This is a genomic window from Acinetobacter sp. RUH 2624 (assembly GCF_000162375.2).
GTDB classification, from domain to species: Bacteria; Pseudomonadota; Gammaproteobacteria; order Pseudomonadales; family Moraxellaceae; genus Acinetobacter; species Acinetobacter nosocomialis.
In genome coordinates, this window is record NZ_KI391940.1 from 308651 (window position 1) to 326086 (window position 17436).

A 17436-nucleotide genomic window follows, 5' to 3' on the forward strand; every position below is an offset into this window, starting at 1 on the left:
TCTTACTCCGAATGTTGAAATTGAAAAACCGGATGATACAGGTCATAAGCAAACTCATCACAAGCATGTTGAAGTAATGCTTGTGCATCTTGTTCTTGCAAAATGAAACGCCAATCTTGATGTAACTTGCACGCTTCATTTTGTGTCATATCGATAGAGGTAAATGTCCCCGTTTCATTCCAGTATTTTAACAGCTCCGCATAGCTCTTCTCATCGAGTTTTATTTTTTCTGTCGGATTTGTTGTTTCCCACTGATATGCCTTAGCTTTTTCAAGTGGTTTTAATAATAAAGCTGCTGGTAACACGAGCGGCTGCTGTTGAGCATAACGCCAGATTTTAAACCAAGGCTGTAAATACTGCCGAGCTTGCTCCGAACTAATACCTTTACAGATGACGGTTTGATCACTAAAAACCACAATACGGCGTCTTTCAGCTCCTGCACTTCCTTCATTTAAATAGGCCAACCAAAGCAGGTACTCTAACCAGACTTTTGCACGTCTTTTTGCCCGAGCACTTGATGCTTCCATGCTGACCCAATCCTGAGTTTCAGATTTTGGCACCTTAATATTCATATGTAGCTGTTTGGCAATTCGCCACACACGCTGAGTCGTTTGTGTCACGGCTGGCGCATAATGATGAAGACGCTCAAGCAAACACTCCTGTTCAAAAATGCCCTGTTGCCATGCGCTGTATTGAACTTTGCCTACAGGCAACTGATCAAGTAGAGCTTCTGGCTGTGCCTGCTGTTCGTTTTGTTGTAAAAAATGTCGAATGGTATAACGACCCAAACCATCTAAAAGCAGAGGTTCATTCTGATCTAACTCCCCAACACTTCCCAAGTTTTCTACGCCTAAAGTTTTTAAATATAGGCGTGCAGGGAAAGTCACATCCTGTATCCACTGATGGCTGTCTAAAACCAACATGTCAGGTATTTCTAAAGGATAAGATGTATTTGCCCAAGGCTTAAGAACACCGGAAGCTTGCTGAATTTGCATCGCCACATTAAACCAGTGATCTTGGTAGCGAATATAACTTTTCTCGGCCATAAAACCCTTCGGGTCAAACGGCTGTAAATAATGTAAATGGTAGAGCTGTTTTAATTGAGACGGAATTTCAATGCCTTCAATCACTTCACGGTCAGGTGCATTTGGCTCCGGTTTTACAATAAACGCAAGATGCTCACGGAACTCTTGAAGAATACTAGAAGGATCTCTCACCTCACCGTCATTAACATCAAAACCGTTATAAAACAGCCATAAGTTTTCTTGGGCTAAAAGTAAGGCATCCAAGAAAGCGCCTTGATCATCCTCAAGACGGGAACGGTCACCTAGTTGTTGACGTAATGCATCCATCAAATCAAATGGCACGTGGGTATCACGGTTAGGAAACTGCCCTGCATCAAGGTTCAACATCACAATTAAGCGATAAGGTAAGGGACGAATTTGTCCAATCTGGGCAAAGGTAATCTGTCCGGTCGGTTCAGCTTGGGCGGTCTGATTTTCTAAAGTTCGCTGAATCTCATCCAGAATATAAGGCAAAGGCAAGGTGATTTTACGTAAGGCGCCTGATTCTGTCTCGGCATAGTAGCTTGCAAGCGTTAACATACGCTCTTGTTTTTTTACAATTTCCCGCGCAGTTTTTAAAGCAGCCACACCAGCCTGCTCAAACTCGATAATATCTTGCGAGAGTATTTGCAGCCAGTATTCCACCGTATGACTTTTTCTCTGCTCATGCATAATGAGCCAGTCACGGCGCTCATTTAAATCTTGATAAATCTGAATGAGCGTACCAATAAGCTCAAAATCACTCGGTTGGACCTTAGCGTAACTCAGCACCTGATTAAATGTAGCGTGTTCAGGAATTGCTATACCGAGCGCTAACCGCTCTAAAGCAAATTTAAAGCTATATCGATAATCATCATCGCCGTCACATAAGCTACGTTTCAGATGCTCTGCATCAAGCCCACGTTTAAACCCTGCATCAACAAGTAAGTTTAAAATTCGTTCTACTTGAGCATATTCAAGTGCATAACGCTGCTGTGTCGCATGCAAACCAAGCCAGTCAGCAAAGTCATCAAAGCCAAATCGCCCTTGCATGAGGTTAATTCGGCCAATTACGGCACGCCATGCATTGAGTGCATCAAGTGAGGCAACACCTGCTATTTTGACAGGCAAATGCACGCCTTGCTCAGTCGCTGTAGCAGGAAAAACACTTCGTATTAAAGGCTCTACCTCAGCCAAATTAGGAACCAAAACCAAAATATCATTTGGACGACGCGGCTGTTCGTGCGGTTTTGCCAACCAGCCAATCAATTGTTCTTTCAATACTTCAAGTTGCCGTAATGTCGAGTGGCAAATATGAATCTGAATTGAGTCATCGTTAGGGGCAAGCTCATATTGCTTGGCTTGGGGCTCCACCAAGTGCAAAATATCTGACTGAACTTTACCAAGTAAACTTTCAGGAAAATCATCTACAAAGGCATCCACCCACTTACCCTCTTCACCTGTAGACAAGTTTGAGAGTAAGGAGAAGTGGTCGCGGGCTTGTTTCCCTAATCTGGTTAATAGTGGATGTCTTGACTCACGCGCCTCAGCATTAAAGTTAAGCGTAAATTTATTAAAAAAATCGGCAATTTCCGCATCGGTCGCTTGGGGATTCTTTGCGATAAAACGCTCTTTTACCCCTAAGTCATAGCGCTGTTTCCAGAGTGGGTCGACACTATCGGCCCAATATTCTTGCGAAGGGTTATAGTGCAAAATCAACACATCAATGTATTGCCCTAAACGGCGCAAAAACTGAAGCTGGCTAGGCGGTAAGTCTAGCAAAGTAAAAATGACTATTTGCTCCGGCAAACGAGCCAATGCCTTCTTCTGGCGCTCAGGATGCTCTAACTCTTGCCAAAACAACTCATCAATTTGCTGCATTTGCATAAAATCATCATGAAAATGCTGCTGCCATAACCAGCGCTGCCAACGCTCTAACTCTTGGGTTTGCTGTAAAGTAAAAGCAGAAATTTCTTTATCTTTCTGCGCAATATACTTTTCGATATCCAGCGCGCGACCTTGTCCCCACGCTGCTAACCAGTTATTTGGACAAGTACAGGTATTTTCACAACCACGCTGGCACTGTCCCCGATAGACCATATAGTTACTAAATAAATCGGCAACCTGCTCGGCAACCCAATACAACATTTTTTGTTTTTTTAGCTGCTTCTCAATCCCTTGTTCGAGTCGATCTGCGCTGTCATAAATACGTTGAACAATAGAATGCAGTGGATGAGAGCTATCTATGCTCATGACATCAGGCTGAATAAATTCCTGTAAGGCTTGATGTACACGCCATTTAAAAATCAAGCGTGGAATATTCGCTTTACGAACCTGTTCCTTATGTGCTGTGAGGACCTGTTGATAGGCATACCACTGAAACCCGCGCACACGTTGGTGGAACTGGTAATTGGCGCTCATTCCTTGCTGTTCTGCAAGTTTTTGTATCAGCCACTGCTCGATGGCAGGACTTGGCACAATGAAATGCTGGGCTTTCAAAACCTGTAATGGATGCGTTGACGGCTGGGACGTAGATGCCAGTACGCCCTGCAACAACACATCAATACGTTGACTTTGAATAACATGGATACCCATTTATTTCATATCCTACTCGCATAATTTATGCACAAAATCATAAACATTCATTACTATACAACTGAATCTGACTATGTCACGTTGGTTTAAACACAGCATAATCTCATTTTAGGTGTCACTTACCTTATGTTGGCAAGGCACCTTTAAGGAACACATTACAGGTAAAACATTATGAAAATTGATAACATTCCTGACTATATTGATCCTAGCCTAAATCTGGAACAAATTCGCGATGAGTGCCACGATCTCATTCAGAAAAGAGCTTACGTCTCTGCTGGTGCAGCAATTGTACCCATTCCTTTTTTTGACGTGGTAGTAGATTTGGGAATTTTGTCACAGCTTATTCCCGATATTAATTCCCGTTTTGGTTTAGCACCTGAACATGTCAGCGTCTATGATCCAAAAACAAAAACCATTCATTGGGATGAATTGCGTAAACGTGGCTTTCAATTTTCAGGTTTTGTGGTCGCGCGTACAACCGTTAAAAAAACCTTTAACGGTTTCTTTGGCAAAATCGTAACGAAACAAGTGACGAAATTTATTCCGTTAGGCGGACAAATTGTTGCAGCAAGTTTAGGTTATTTTATGATGAAAAAAATAGCCCAAACTCACTTAAATGACAGCTACAATCTTGCTAAACGTATCCAACAAAAAGGACGCAACTCAACAGTACTTGAGCATTAATATAGTCCTATCATAATTTTAAGGCACATGACTGTGCCTTATTTTTTACTTTTAAAATTTACACAATAAAACAAAAGATATATTAAAAACTTTAATCTTCACTTATTTTTTTAAGTTTTACTAAAGTTTAAAAGTCTATTATTCAGTTTACAATGCCAAATGAAATACGGAGAGCCATTGTGGAATATGGACAATCAACATCCCGTTTACGTGCCATTTTTAATGTGACCAGTGGCAACTTCCTAGAACAATATGACTTTTTTCTCTTCGGTCTATATGCAAAAGCCATAGGTGAAACTTTTTTCCATTCTGATAGCAGCTATGCCGCGCTAATGAAAACTTTTTTGGTATTTGCCGTTAGTTTTTTAATGCGTCCAATTGGTGCACTCGTCTTAGGTCCATATGTCGATCGAATTGGACGCCGAAAAGGATTGATGGTCACCTTAAGTATTATGGCAATTGGCTCATTGTTAATTGCACTAACACCTGGATATGCCACTATCGGCTTTGCAGCCACTGTCTTAATATTTGTTGGCCGTTTAGCCCAAGGTTTCTCAGCTGGCGTTGAGTTAGGTGGTGTTTCGGTTTACTTATCTGAAATTGCGGAACCACATAACCGTGGTTTTATTACCAGTTGGCAATCTGCCAGCCAACAAGTCGCTGTAATTTTTGCTGCTACATTAGGCTATTTAGTCAGTCTAGCCTTTACAAAAGCTCAAGTTGATGCCTGGGCTTGGCGTATTCCATTTTTTGTCGGCTGTGCAATTATTCCTTTTATATTCTGGTTACGTAAATCCTTAGCCGAAACTGAAGCTTTTTCATCTCGAAAAGAGCATCCAACTACTAGACAAATTATGTCAACGCTTGCAGCAAATTGGAAAATTGTAGTTGTTGGAATGTGTATGGTTGCAACAACCACAACCATGTTCTATTTCATTACAGTTTACACCCCAACTTATGGAAAAGAAGTCCTACACTTAACAAGCACAGAAAGCTTATTTGCAACAGTGATGGTAGGAGCAAGTAATTTTATTTTATTACCTATTGGTGGTTATTTATCAGATAAAATTGGCCGAAAGCCATTATTAATCACCACAACCATTTTAATTTTTGTAAGTGCTTATCCTTTATTAAGTTGGCTAACTCAAAACATTAGTTTGGCACACATGTTACTTTCACTACTATGGCTATCTCTGCTCTATAGTTTCTATAACGGCGCATTGGTTGTTTCCCTAACTGAAATGATGCCAAGTTCCGTAAGAATTGCTGGTTTTTCTGTAGCGTATAGTCTTGCCACTTCTATATTTGGTGGGTTAACACCTATGATTGCCACATATCTTGTTCAAGAATCTGGCAGCAAAAGTATGCCTGCTTTCTGGTTAATGTTTGCCGCAATCATCAGTTTGATTGCAACGCTTATTGTATTTCGCAATCGACAAACTCTTGCTACAAAATCCTCTTCAATTAAGGATCAATTTGTACAACCAACAGTTCAATAATATTCAAACAGTTAAAGGAGACATTAGTCTGCCTTTAACTGTTTCAAAATCGCTCTTAACACTTCTAAACGCGCAGTATATTTATCATCAGTGGCAACAATATGCCAAGGAGCATATTCGGTACTGGTTCGTTCAAACATATCTGCTGCTGCTTTTAAATAATCATCCCATTTGTCACGATTACGCCAGTCTTCTGCGGTAATTTTAAAGCGTTTATGCGGTGTCTCTTCTCTGGCTTTAAAACGTTGTTCTTGCTCATCTTTACTAATCGCTAGCCAAATTTTTACCACAATCGTTTGGCTATCAAATAAGTCTTTTTCAAAGCGATTAATTTCGTCGTATGCCCTTTGCCATTCCAAAGGTGACGCAAAACCTTCCACACGTTCTACTAGCACTCGGCCATACCAAGTACGGTCAAAAATCGTAATTTTTTCGGCTTCATTAATGCGGTTCCAAAAACGCCACAAATAAGGATGCCTTGCTTCGAAACGTTCAGGTGCTCCAATACAATGAATATCATATTCACGCGGGTCTAAGTTTTTCACAATTCGTTTAATGGCCCCCCCTTTGCCCGAAGCATCCATTCCTTCAAAAGCAATCACAAAATTACGTTTATCAAAACGCATGGTATCGGCAATTTTTTTGCTGAGTTTATCGAGCTCTTTTTTGTACTCAGCTTTATCAAGCTGTTCTTGAGCAGGTTTTAATAAACTCTCGGGAATCTTGGCCTGCTGCCATTTCCCTTTGACTTCACTTTCATGTTCAGGTAGCTGACGCATATGTTGTAAAAGATACTGAGCAAAAAATTGATCGCGCTGTTTTTCATCTTCTCCATCAATAATGTACCAATCGTCGGTAAAGCGGCGGCGTAACTTTTGCAAAGTGTCATATTGTTTTTTATTACGCCAGTCTAGGCCGTGGAGTTTATGCCAATGTTGTTCAGAAGGGTCTATTTTATCTAAACGTTTTTGCAATGATTTCCAAGAAAGATCAAACCAGACTTTAATCACATCGACATAATTATTTTTTAGGTCTTGTTCAAATGAACGCATATTTTCCACATATGCATCAAAACGTGCCTCATCCAAAGGCTCTGACACATGCGTCGCGGTAACCAACAAGTCACTATACCAATTGCCAAACATCACCACAATTTGGCCCTCAGTCGGAATAAACTCTGAATATGACTGCCAAAAAGCTTCTGTATATGTCAGCACACGCGGTGCATCTGCTTTTACCCTTAAATATCTCGGATCTAACCATTCTCGAAGCTGTTTAACAGCCTCACCTTTTCCGGCCAGTTCGATGCCACTCATTAAAATGAGCGTACTTTTAGCATTTTTTTTACCGCGACTATCTTTTAAAGCATATTGTGCTTCAATCAAATCGACCGAAAGCTGTTCTTCGTCTCGAATTTCAAATTTTGGTTGTTGTTCACTCATAGTCCACTGCTCTAATCTTTTATTGTTTAATTTCGTTGTTATTTAACTTATGCGCTTAGATGATGAATTGCTATACAAATTATGTCATTGCAGCAAAATTCTGTCTAAAAATTGACGCATAAATCATTTTTTTTACATCTACTCGCCATAGTAGAAGGTTACAATGCCTTTTATGATTTTTTGCAAATAGCCCAATATTAGAGCCTTAAATGTCTAAACTCGCTGCTTTTGATGATCTTTTACAACAATATAAAACATTTAATTATCACGATAATCCAGTGCTTGCCCAGCGTTTGCAAGATGTACAAACATGGTTAAAAGAGCGGATGAAAGAAACGCATCACGACTTTTTTAATCTGCCAGAGCACAAGCTCATGTCAGAGTATTTTTTAAACCGTTTATATGGCGGCCCAGAGTTTGATGCGCTTGCTGCACAAATTGAACGATTATTGAAATATGCCCATAAAGCAGAAAAAGTCCTACCTGAAAACGCAATTAAAACAGGAACAAAGTCGGTAAGTTTGGCTGTACTTGCCACGCAACTTGATGAACAAGTGGCCATGCAGCTTCTTGAAGACTATCCAGCAGATACAGTACTCACTGATGAGATCATGCGTTTAACCTTAATCAAGCTTGATCAGGCCGAAGCCCGTTACCAGCAGCTTGCCCTTCTTGATGACTTAGGGATAGCACTCGATAAATACATGCGTTCATTTATGATGTTCACTGCTTTTAAAATGTGTAAAGGTATTGCACAAAAATATCACTTCGAATTGATGTATGATTTTATTCAAGATGGTTTTACCGCAATGAAACCATTAAAATCAGCAGAGGCTTTCATTAAGACTTTTACGGAAAAAGAACGTCAGATTGTTGAAAAAGTACATTCAGGACATCCGAATCCGTTTAGAGTGTGATAAGGTCGGCACATAGAAAAAACTCAACCTCGCGAAGTTGAGATTTTATTCATTATATTTGCATGATGATGCCTGTAAAAATAGACAAAATCTGTCATCATGCAGAACTTATTCCGTTTCACTTGAGTTTGAGTCTAGGAGAGACAATATGTCTAACGAAAACCAAAAGCCAACATCTCCAACTGAGCAGGCACAAAGTTCAGACAAAGTTAGCCCATTCCTAAGCTCACCTTTACCGCAAGGTACCCCTCAAGGGCAACAACAAACTTTACAGCAAACCTTAACAGATACACCTGTTAGCGGTTCTGTACCAAAATACAATTTACCACGTGGTGCAGGCAACACTGGCAACGTTGGTGAAACAACTCACTTTGGTTATTCAACAGTTCGAACTGAAGATAAAGCACAAAAAGTTGCTGAAGTTTTCCACTCGGTTGCAAGCAAATATGATCTTATGAATGACTTGATGTCATTTGGTATTCACCGTTTATGGAAACGCTTTGCAATTAACATGTCTGGTGTTCGCCGTGGTCAACACGTGTTAGACATTGCTGGTGGTACAGGCGACTTAGCAAAAGTATTTAGCCGTGAAGTTGGTCCTCAAGGTCATGTGGTACTTTCAGACATTAACGAATCGATGCTGAATGTTGGCCGTGACCGTCTGATTGATGCAGGCTGTACCAATGTCGATTTCGTACTTGCCAATGCTGAAACTTTAGAACCTTTTGCAGATAACAGCTTTGACCTTGTTACCATTAGCTTTGGTCTACGCAACGTAACGGATAAAGATGCTGCGCTTGCTTCTATGTTCCGTGTACTTAAACCAGGTGGTCGTTTACTGATTCTTGAGTTTTCTAAACCAGTATTTGAGCCTTTTTCAAAACTTTATGACCTCTACTCATTCACCGCTTTACCGATTATGGGTAAATTGGTTGCCAATGACTCAGAAAGTTATAAATATTTGGCTGAATCAATTCGTATGCATCCAGACCAACGTACCTTAAAAGGCATGATGGAAAATGCTGGCTTCCAGAACTGTGACTATCACAACCTGACTGGCGGTATTGTTGCTGTTCACCGCGGTTTCAAACTGTAAGGGATAGCGATATGTGGTCGATTCTAGCACTCGGTGCAGTCGAACGTATCATTCATCATCTGATCGATCTGGATGCATTAACCCGCATTCAGCTCAATCAGTTACAGGGCAAAATGTTGCGTGTTGTCATCGATAGCCCGCAGCTTTCTGTCGATGTATTCTTTGACCAAGAAAAAGTACGTCTTGAACCTACTGCAACTGGGCACAGCGAAAAACCTTCTATTTTTGAACAACGCCCTTTTGATCCGCAATTTAAAATTTCTGAAGCAACAGCTACTTTACATGTCAAAGATGTTGTTGAACTCATCAAACTATTGGTGAGCGATCCCGACCAGATTGGTAATATCCCGCTACAAGGTGACTATCACCTATTACAGGATATTCAAAAAATTATGCAGCAGACTGAACCTGATTTAGCTGCGCATTTATCAAAATGGGTTGGCCCTCAACTCGCTCATGAAATTGGTAAGATTCAACTTGCACCCAAGCATCTAAAACGCTCTCTTCAAAGCCATCTATTTTTCGCTGAAGATGCTTTAAAAGAAGACAGTGGTTTATTTGCCCCACGTTGGGAAATGGACGATTTAAATCAAGCTACGCGTAAGCTTAATCAAGATATTGACCGTCTAGAAGCTAAATTACAGCAGCTCAATGCACAACTACAACCCACTCAAGACTAGGTAAGACCGTATATGATTCCGCACGTTTCACGTTTACTCGAACTTTGGCGTATTGCAGCGCACTATAGACTCGATACGTTGTTCCCTGCGGATGAACTACCAGTTAAAGCTAAACATGCATTAAATATTATTAAAATGCATCCGGCAGCATGGTCGAGTCGTGAGCGCAAGAATCCTTTAAAGCTTAAAGAAGCTTTAGAAGACATGGGACCACTTGCAATTAAGCTTGGGCAGTTACTGTCAACTCGACGCGACCTAATTCCACCTGAAATACTCGCTCAATTGGTTTTACTTCAAGATCAGGTGAAACCTTTTGATAGCAATGTTGCCAAACAACGTATTCAAGACTCTTTAAAAGCAGACGTAAATACACTATTTGCTCGCTTTGATGACCAACCCCTTGCTGCTGCCTCAATTGCACAAGTTCATACAGCGGCACTACATGATGGCCGAGAAGTTGTTGTTAAAGTCACTCGTCCAGATATTCGTAGCCAGATTTTACAAGATTTTGAAATTTTGGCATGGCTAGGAAATACACTAGAAAGCCGCCTTGAAGCTGCTCGTGCATTACATTTATCTGAAATTATTCAAGACTACCGCCAGATCATTTTAAATGAGCTGGACTTGAGTATTGAGGCAGATAACACTCGTCGTATGCGCCATTACTTCACTGGTTCGACCATGATGTATGTGCCAGAAGTCTACATGGACACCAAAGATGTTATGGTGGCTGAACGTATTACTGGTGTACCTATTTCAGACACGGCAACCTTTGACCGTTTAGGCATGGACCGCGCACAACTTGCAGAAAAAGGCTTAACTATTTTCTTTACGCAAGTATTCCGCGATAACTTTTTCCATGCCGACATGCATCCCGGCAATGTCTTTGTAGAAACCATCAACCCAAGCAATCCACGCTTTATTGCACTGGATTGTGCGATCATGGGTGAGCTTTCTAAGCACGACCAGATGACGGTTGCCCGCATGTTGCTTGCTGTCATGAACAGCAACTTTATGCAGCTTATTCAAATTGTGCATCAAGCTGGCTGGATTCCACCGGGTACCGATCAAGACGCTTTAGCACGTGAGATGCGCCGTACTGTTGGGCCAATGGTGTCTAAACCAATGGATCAACTTGATTTTGCAGGTATCTTAATTCAAGTGATGGACATTGCCCGTCGCTTCCATCTTGAGATTCCACCACAGCTCATGCTGCTGCTCAAAACTTTAGTGCATGTAGAAGGCTTAGGTACGGACCTTTATCCGCAACTCGACATCTGGAAATTGGCAAAACCAATTTTGACAGAATGGGTTAAATCCAACATGAACCCAGTCAAAAATGTAAAAGAACTTGGCCAGCAATTACCTGACCTGCTTTTAGGCGCTCAAGATTTCCCAAGCTTAATTATTGATAGCTTAAATGGTTTAAAGAATCAGTCTGCTTGGCAGGACCGTCAGTTACGTGAAATTCAGCAACTTCGTTTGCAAATGGAACATCAACAGCGTCGTAGCTGGATGTTTGGCAGTACCATGCTGATTTTACTAACCATTGCCATTATTAGCCCTTGGTTTGTTTCCATTATTTTAATTGTGCTGAGTAGTTTATTAGCGCTTTGGCGTGTGTTGAAATAAATTCTAAATCCCTTGCCTCGCAAGGGATTTTTTTATGCCTAAACTTTAATTTTAAAAAATATAGATCGTTTATTCGTTCATTGCTAAATTGAAGCTGTAAATACTTGAAAAGAACAAACAATGAAAACACCTCATTTTGCCATTGTTGGTGCAGGTACAGCAGGTTTAGCCACCGCAATTTTGCTCGCCCGTGAAGGCAACAACGTTACTATTTTTGAACAAGTTGATGAGTTATCTCCGGTAGGGGCCGGTTTACTGCTACAACCTGCGGGTTTAGCTGTATTTCAACATTTAGGTGTACTCGACAAAGCCTTAACATTAGGTGCAAGAGTCACAGGCCTAGAAGGGCAACTTCCGGACAAACGTCTTTTAGTTAACAGTCACTATCACGAAGCATCAGCAAATCTTTATGGTTTAGGTATACACCGTGCCACTTTGTGTCATGTACTCACTCAAAAGCTTAGCGAGTATTCAAGCCAGATTACTTGGCATATGAACCATTCTGTTGAAAAATTTGAAGAACATAACGAAGAGGTTCGAATATCCGGAACTCATCAAAACCAAAAGTTTGATGCTTGTTTTGATGGCCTACTCATTGCCAATGGTGCTCGTAGTCAATTACGTCCTAAAGCATGGGTAAAGGTTGACCAAGCCTACCCTTGGGGTGCAGCGTGGAGTATCGTGCCTGAGTGCCAATTCCTTGAACCTGAAATTCTGCATCAATTTTATGATCGCTCGAAAATTATGATGGGAATTCTTCCTACAGGAGCGGTTCCAACCAAACCTCAACAGCGCCTTTCGAGTATATTTTGGAGCTTACCTACCACACAATTACAAAGCTTTTTGCAAGATGAACAAGCTAAACAGACTTGGTTAAAGCAAGTCTCTGAGCGTTGGCCAAAAGTTGCAGAGTGGCTCAAAGAAATTTTGTATAGCAGTCAAACTCAGCCCAAATGGTTATCTGCAAACTACCGTGATGTCGTCATGACCCAATTTGGTCAAGGTCGAATTGGGGTAATTGGAGATGCAGCTCATGCAATGAGTCCTCAGTTAGGACAAGGTGCAAATATGGCATTATTAGATGCTTGGGCTTTTTCTCAATCATTGCGGCAAGCTCAAAAAAACCAGAATATTGATTGGTCCTTGCTCTGGCAGCATTATCATCAGCTTCGCGGTTCATCTACCCAGTTTTATCAATTTCTTAGTCGCTTACTAACACCACTATATCAATCTGACCATTGGTGGGCGGGAAGTTTAAGAGATCTAGTTTTCCCTTGGATGTATCAAATTCCTTATTTTCGAAAAGAAATGGCAATTACGATTTCAGGCTTAAAGACTGGTCCATTTCGACAACTTGATTATGATCAAGTCGCTCAATTACCTAAAGAAAGCAGTGCGTTTCATTTAAAAAATGAATCTCTGTCTGACTATTAACCCATCCAAATGATAGTGAATAGAATATGAAAATCAGCCATCTTGATCATCTTGTTTTAACTGTTGCCAGTATTGAGAATACATGTAATTTCTATCAAACCGCGCTGGGGTTTAAAGTCATTACCTTTAAAGGCGATAGAAAGGCTCTACAGTTTGGAAATCAAAAAATAAATTTACACCAGCAAGGTAACGAGTTTGAACCTAAGGCATTACAGCCAACTCCCGGATCTGCCGACCTGTGTTTTATTTCAGATACTCCCATTTCAGAAGTGGTTGCACAGCTTAATCAATTAAATATACAAATTGAAGAAGGCCCCGTTGAACGTACTGGTGCAATGCACCCTATCCTTTCAGTTTATATTCGCGATCCAGATCAAAATTTGATTGAGATTTCAAATATTATAACGACTCAGCCACCTAAATAGGCTCTTCATAAGTAAGAAGTGCAAGCTATTCATTACGTTGACAAAGACAAAAAGAACAAAGAATTTTTCCGCAAAGTGGCGTTGATGCCGTACACTATACAAGCTATTTTTTAGCATCTGACAGAAATCAATTTATAGTTCATATTTCTTTGGTGATTCCTCATGAATAACACGCAATGGCTCGATGAAGTAAAATTTAACGAACAAGGTCTTATCCCTGCCATTGCTCAACATCATCAAACCGGACGTATTTTGATGGTAGCGTGGATGAACCGTGAAGCACTTGCGCTCACAGCAGAAAAAAATCAGGCTGTATACTTCTCTCGCTCTCGCCAAAAACTCTGGCACAAGGGTGAAGAATCAGGTCATTTTCAAACAGTTTATGAAATTCGTTTGGACTGCGATGGTGATGTAATCGTATTACAAGTTGAGCAACACGGCGGTATAGCGTGCCATACAGGTCGTGAGTCTTGTTTCTACCGTAAACTTACCCCACAGGGTTGGGAAATTGTCGATGCACAATTAAAAGACCCTACCGCAATTTATGGTGACAAAGCTAAAACTGAAAGCCACGATCATGCTCACACCACTGAACAAGTTGATGTGCTTGCTCACTTAGGGCAATTGATGCAAGAGCGTAAGCAAGCAGAAGCAGACACTTCATATGTTGCAAGCCTCTACAAAAAAGGCATTAATAAAATCTTAGAAAAAGTTGGCGAAGAAAGCGTAGAAACTATTATTGCTGCAAAAGACTACGCTGCTCAAAATACAGAAAGCAATTTAAATGACTTGATTTATGAAACTGCCGATTTGTGGTTCCATAGCATTGTCATGTTGGGTTATTTCGATCTTAATCCACAGCTTATTATTGACGAATTAGCTCGTCGTCAGGGTTTATCTGGTTTAGTTGAAAAAGCTAACCGCAATAAGGTTTAAAATCACTCAGTGTCGAATATCGAAAAACCTAAAGCCACCTATGAGCAAGCAATTGCCATAGATAACGCACGTCTTGGGCAATCATTTAAAGTGATTGCCTATGCGGGTACAGGTAAAACTACTACCTTACAAATGATTAGTGATGCCATGCCTGAACGGCGTGGAATGTATTTGGCATTTAACAAAGCCATTGCAGGCGAAGCTCAGAACAAATTTCATCGCAATGTAGACTGCCGTACTTTTCACTCACTCGCGTTTCGTAGTGTGCCACGTGGTGTGACTGATAAATTACGCTTACCTCGCTTAAGTCCAAGTTTTATTGCCAAAGAATATCGACTAGAACCGATTACCTTACGACGCATGATGGGTGGACGTTATGAAAAATACGTCTTAATGCCAAGTCGATTAGCGAGTCTTGTCGCCAATGCAGTAAGCTATTTCTGTTCGACCAGTTCTCAATATCCAGCGCCTCGACATATTCAGGCGCCAAACTGGTTACATCCAGACGATATTACTGAGCTACAGACCCACCTTTACCCTGCTGTTGAACGCCGCTGGCTTGAGTCCATCGACCCAAACCATCAAGCGGGAATTGGTCATGATATTTATCTCAAGCTTTGGGCATTGTCTGAACCTAACATTCCGGCAGATTATGTCTTATTTGATGAAGCCCAAGATGCTGACCCTTTAATGTTGGGTATTTTGCTACGTCAAAAAAGTACGCAGGTTATTTATGTAGGTGATGCCCACCAGCAAATCTACGCGTGGCGCGGTGCAGTAAATGCCATGCAACAGCTGCCTTTGCCAGAGTCTCGCCTCACCACTTCTTTTCGTTTTGGAGAGGCAATTGCCGATGTCGCCAATGCTTTGCTAGGTGGCTTAAATGAGACAGTACCTTTACTTGGTAATCCGAACCAAAAATCAAGCGTAGTCAATAAACCGCATACAAAAATGCGTGATGCGATTTTATGTCGTACTAATGCTCGCGCAATGGAGCTGTTATTGGCAGGCTTAGTTCACGGCGATAAAGTGAGTTTACAAGCTGACCATCAAAAGCTAAACCGTTTTGTAGATGCTGCAAGCCTCTTGAAGCAAGGAAAACGAGTTACTGACGTCCCCGAGTTAGCATGGTTTAACTCATGGCATGATGTTCATGAATACTGTGAAACCAATGAGGGAAGTGATATTAAACCATTGGTTAAACTGGTGGATGATCACGGTACCGACCCACTGAAAAAAGCACTTGCAAAGATTACCCCACTTGAGCAAGCTGACTATGTCATCTCGACTGCCCATAAAGCAAAAGGACTAGAGTGGAATCGTGTCCATATTGAAGATGATTATCAATTTAAAATTAATGGCTTAGAACACAAGATTACAGATGAGGAATTAAGATTACTTTACGTGGCCTGTACTCGTGCTAAAGTAAGTCTAAACATCCATCATCTTTATGATCTGATACAACAATTAAAAGTAAGGGCGCCTTTAAGTCTTCGTAAGTCGGTTGGTTGAAGCGCTCATAATTAGGTGAGCCTATGAGACTTCAATCCATCCAATTTAAACATGTTGCTCTGTTTCATGACCTAAAGATCCAGTTTCAATATGATAAGCAACCGATTACTTTAATTTTAGGTGAGCAGGCAACCGGTAAAAGTATGCTACTTAAGCATATTTATCATGCTTTAACGTGGTTTCCTGCGCGTCTTAAAGATGTCCGCACTCCGGGTGTTGTCATGCCCGATCAAGACATTACTCATTCTCGTTTACAATCTAAAATAGAAGTGAGTATCCATATTCCTTCAGAGTTCGGGCAATTACCTGAAACTACATCTGCACAGCAAACCGACACATCCGTTTGTAGTTGGAAACTATTTAAGACCTTAAATGCAACTGGTGTGGGTATTAGTCAAGTTGAAACTCAGCAGCTCGATCAAACTGTTACGCTTTATCATCAAGTCACCAGAAAAGACCCGCTTCAAGGACTTCCTCTACTTGCCTATTACCCATCTGAACGATTTGTTAACGATATAAATTTACTCAATAAAAACCTTCCAGGTATTACTCAGTCTATTTCTGCTTATGAAATTAGTTTAATCCCGTTTACAACTTTTACTCGCTTTTTTGAATGGTTACGTGAAATTAGCGATATTGAAAATGCGCAAGCAGCGCAGGTTGTACAACGAATTATTTCAAAACAATCTAATCCACAAAATCAGGAAGAACTTTTACATCAGCTTCAAATCGAATTGGCAGGGCAACCTAAACAGCTTCCTTCACCAAATCTATATGCGCTTAAATCAGCGTTAAAGATTATATTTCCAGAACTTGAAGACCTTTACCTACAATATCATCCACGGCTTCAACTCATGGTACATTACAAAGGTGAAGCTTTAGCATTTCAACAACTTTCCAATACCACAAAAACATGGATCGCACTCGTAGGGGATGTTGTACGCAGACTTTGTTTGCTCAACCCACTCAGCTTAGATCCTTGCCTTGAAGGCGAAGGAATTTTATTAATTGACCAGATCGATTCACAACTAGATGCTCAACATTGTTCAGAAATTTTAAATCGACTTCATCAAGCATTTCCGCGTTTACAAATCATAGTGACTGGGAGCCGTGAAGAATTACTTGAGCATGCGACTGCTTATCAATGTTTTAAATTAGAACATGGCAAAGTAGGTCAACTTGATTTAAATACGACTCAGCAGCAGCTCGAACACCTTTATACCCTCTTGCATCGAGATGAAGCTTTAGCACCACATATAGATACTTTGCCACCTGATACTGAACCTACAACAGCCCAGATCGACAATTTGTACCAACAAATTCAAAACTTAAATGAACAACAAAAAAATGAATTATTACGTATGATTCATGCAGGAGATACTTCGGAAGAAACCTCATCTCTGTAGACGTTATTATCCATATAGCTCAATTTTTATAATAAAAACCGGATTCGCTAAATATACGATGAAATCTGTTTTTTGAGCTGAAAAATCACTAGATGTTGTTACCACATGTAATAACATCAGATTTTTAATGATTTT

13 protein-coding genes are annotated in these 17436 nt (G+C 40.7%); 11 read left to right on the top strand and 2 right to left on the bottom strand.

Annotated elements, in window-relative coordinates; translation table 11 throughout:
* Positions 1 to 2: 2 nt before the first annotated feature.
* Positions 3 to 3638 (bottom strand): exodeoxyribonuclease V subunit gamma, encoded by a 3636-nt coding sequence (locus HMPREF0014_RS23495; protein ID WP_006580960.1) that lies wholly within the window; start codon positions 3636 to 3638, stop codon positions 3 to 5.
* A 171-nt stretch (positions 3639 to 3809) separates the two neighbouring features.
* Here HMPREF0014_RS23495 and HMPREF0014_RS23500 point away from each other — a divergent pair, with 171 nt between their 5' ends.
* Both HMPREF0014_RS23500 and HMPREF0014_RS23505 read left to right on the top strand, forming a co-directional pair.
* Entirely contained in the window at positions 3810 to 4322 is a 513-nt protein-coding gene (locus HMPREF0014_RS23500; RefSeq protein WP_004710796.1) for a hypothetical protein, read from the top strand.
* A 179-nt stretch (positions 4323 to 4501) separates the two neighbouring features.
* Complete coding sequence (locus tag HMPREF0014_RS23505) at positions 4502 to 5821, top strand: MFS transporter (RefSeq protein ID WP_006580959.1); 1320 nt, start codon at positions 4502 to 4504, stop codon at positions 5819 to 5821.
* Positions 5822 to 5844: 23 nt separating this feature from the next.
* On the opposite strand, the gene HMPREF0014_RS23510 is transcribed toward HMPREF0014_RS23505, so the two are convergent.
* Positions 5845 to 7263: a polyphosphate--AMP phosphotransferase gene (locus tag HMPREF0014_RS23510; protein ID WP_006580958.1), complete on the bottom strand. Its 1419-nt coding sequence runs from the start codon at positions 7261 to 7263 to the stop codon at positions 5845 to 5847.
* Positions 7264 to 7472: 209 nt separating this feature from the next.
* Between HMPREF0014_RS23510 and HMPREF0014_RS23515 the strand changes: the two genes are divergently transcribed.
* From HMPREF0014_RS23515 to HMPREF0014_RS23555, 9 genes are all read left to right on the top strand, one after another.
* Positions 7473 to 8180: a hypothetical protein gene (locus tag HMPREF0014_RS23515; protein WP_002157018.1), complete on the top strand. Its 708-nt coding sequence runs from the start codon at positions 7473 to 7475 to the stop codon at positions 8178 to 8180.
* Between the two features lie 148 nt (positions 8181 to 8328).
* Complete coding sequence (gene ubiE, locus HMPREF0014_RS23520; RefSeq protein WP_002156970.1) at positions 8329 to 9276, top strand: bifunctional demethylmenaquinone methyltransferase/2-methoxy-6-polyprenyl-1,4-benzoquinol methylase UbiE; 948 nt, start codon at positions 8329 to 8331, stop codon at positions 9274 to 9276.
* Between the two features lie 11 nt (positions 9277 to 9287).
* Positions 9288 to 9956, top strand: coding sequence for a hypothetical protein (locus tag HMPREF0014_RS23525; protein ID WP_002156948.1), 669 nt, complete (start codon positions 9288 to 9290; stop codon positions 9954 to 9956).
* Positions 9957 to 9968: 12 nt separating this feature from the next.
* Positions 9969 to 11588, top strand: a complete 1620-nt coding sequence (locus HMPREF0014_RS23530) for an AarF/UbiB family protein (protein WP_002156982.1) — start codon at positions 9969 to 9971, stop codon at positions 11586 to 11588.
* Positions 11589 to 11708: 120 nt separating this feature from the next.
* Positions 11709 to 13022, top strand: coding sequence for an NAD(P)/FAD-dependent oxidoreductase (locus HMPREF0014_RS23535; RefSeq protein ID WP_006580956.1), 1314 nt, complete (start codon positions 11709 to 11711; stop codon positions 13020 to 13022).
* Positions 13023 to 13048: 26 nt separating this feature from the next.
* A complete protein-coding gene (locus HMPREF0014_RS23540; RefSeq protein WP_006580955.1) occupies positions 13049 to 13447 on the top strand; it encodes a VOC family protein in 399 nt (132 codons plus the stop codon).
* 162 nt (positions 13448 to 13609) lie between these two features.
* Positions 13610 to 14383: a bifunctional phosphoribosyl-AMP cyclohydrolase/phosphoribosyl-ATP diphosphatase HisIE gene (hisIE, locus tag HMPREF0014_RS23545; RefSeq protein ID WP_004710809.1), complete on the top strand. Its 774-nt coding sequence runs from the start codon at positions 13610 to 13612 to the stop codon at positions 14381 to 14383.
* Between the two features lie 9 nt (positions 14384 to 14392).
* Entirely contained in the window at positions 14393 to 15895 is a 1503-nt protein-coding gene (locus HMPREF0014_RS23550; protein WP_002156955.1) for a UvrD-helicase domain-containing protein, read from the top strand.
* Positions 15896 to 15918: 23 nt separating this feature from the next.
* Entirely contained in the window at positions 15919 to 17301 is a 1383-nt protein-coding gene (locus HMPREF0014_RS23555) for an AAA family ATPase (RefSeq protein ID WP_006580954.1), read from the top strand.
* Positions 17302 to 17436 lie beyond the last annotated feature (135 nt).

Bases quoted from the DNA above. Each gene is read 5' to 3' on its own strand.
- HMPREF0014_RS23495 (WP_006580960.1), bottom strand. From the start codon at position 3,638: ATGGGTATCCATGTTATTCAAAGTCAACGTATTGATGTGTTGTTGCAG.
- HMPREF0014_RS23500 (WP_004710796.1), top strand. From the start codon at position 3,810: ATGAAAATTGATAACATTCCTGACTATATTGATCCTAGCCTAAATCTG.
- HMPREF0014_RS23510 (WP_006580958.1), bottom strand. From the start codon at position 7,263: ATGAGTGAACAACAACCAAAATTTGAAATTCGAGACGAAGAACAGCTT.
- HMPREF0014_RS23515 (WP_002157018.1), top strand. From the start codon at position 7,473: ATGTCTAAACTCGCTGCTTTTGATGATCTTTTACAACAATATAAAACA.
- ubiE (WP_002156970.1), top strand. From the start codon at position 8,329: ATGTCTAACGAAAACCAAAAGCCAACATCTCCAACTGAGCAGGCACAA.
- HMPREF0014_RS23525 (WP_002156948.1), top strand. From the start codon at position 9,288: ATGTGGTCGATTCTAGCACTCGGTGCAGTCGAACGTATCATTCATCAT.
- HMPREF0014_RS23530 (WP_002156982.1), top strand. From the start codon at position 9,969: ATGATTCCGCACGTTTCACGTTTACTCGAACTTTGGCGTATTGCAGCG.
- HMPREF0014_RS23535 (WP_006580956.1), top strand. From the start codon at position 11,709: ATGAAAACACCTCATTTTGCCATTGTTGGTGCAGGTACAGCAGGTTTA.
- HMPREF0014_RS23540 (WP_006580955.1), top strand. From the start codon at position 13,049: ATGAAAATCAGCCATCTTGATCATCTTGTTTTAACTGTTGCCAGTATT.
- hisIE (WP_004710809.1), top strand. From the start codon at position 13,610: ATGAATAACACGCAATGGCTCGATGAAGTAAAATTTAACGAACAAGGT.
- HMPREF0014_RS23555 (WP_006580954.1), top strand. From the start codon at position 15,919: ATGAGACTTCAATCCATCCAATTTAAACATGTTGCTCTGTTTCATGAC.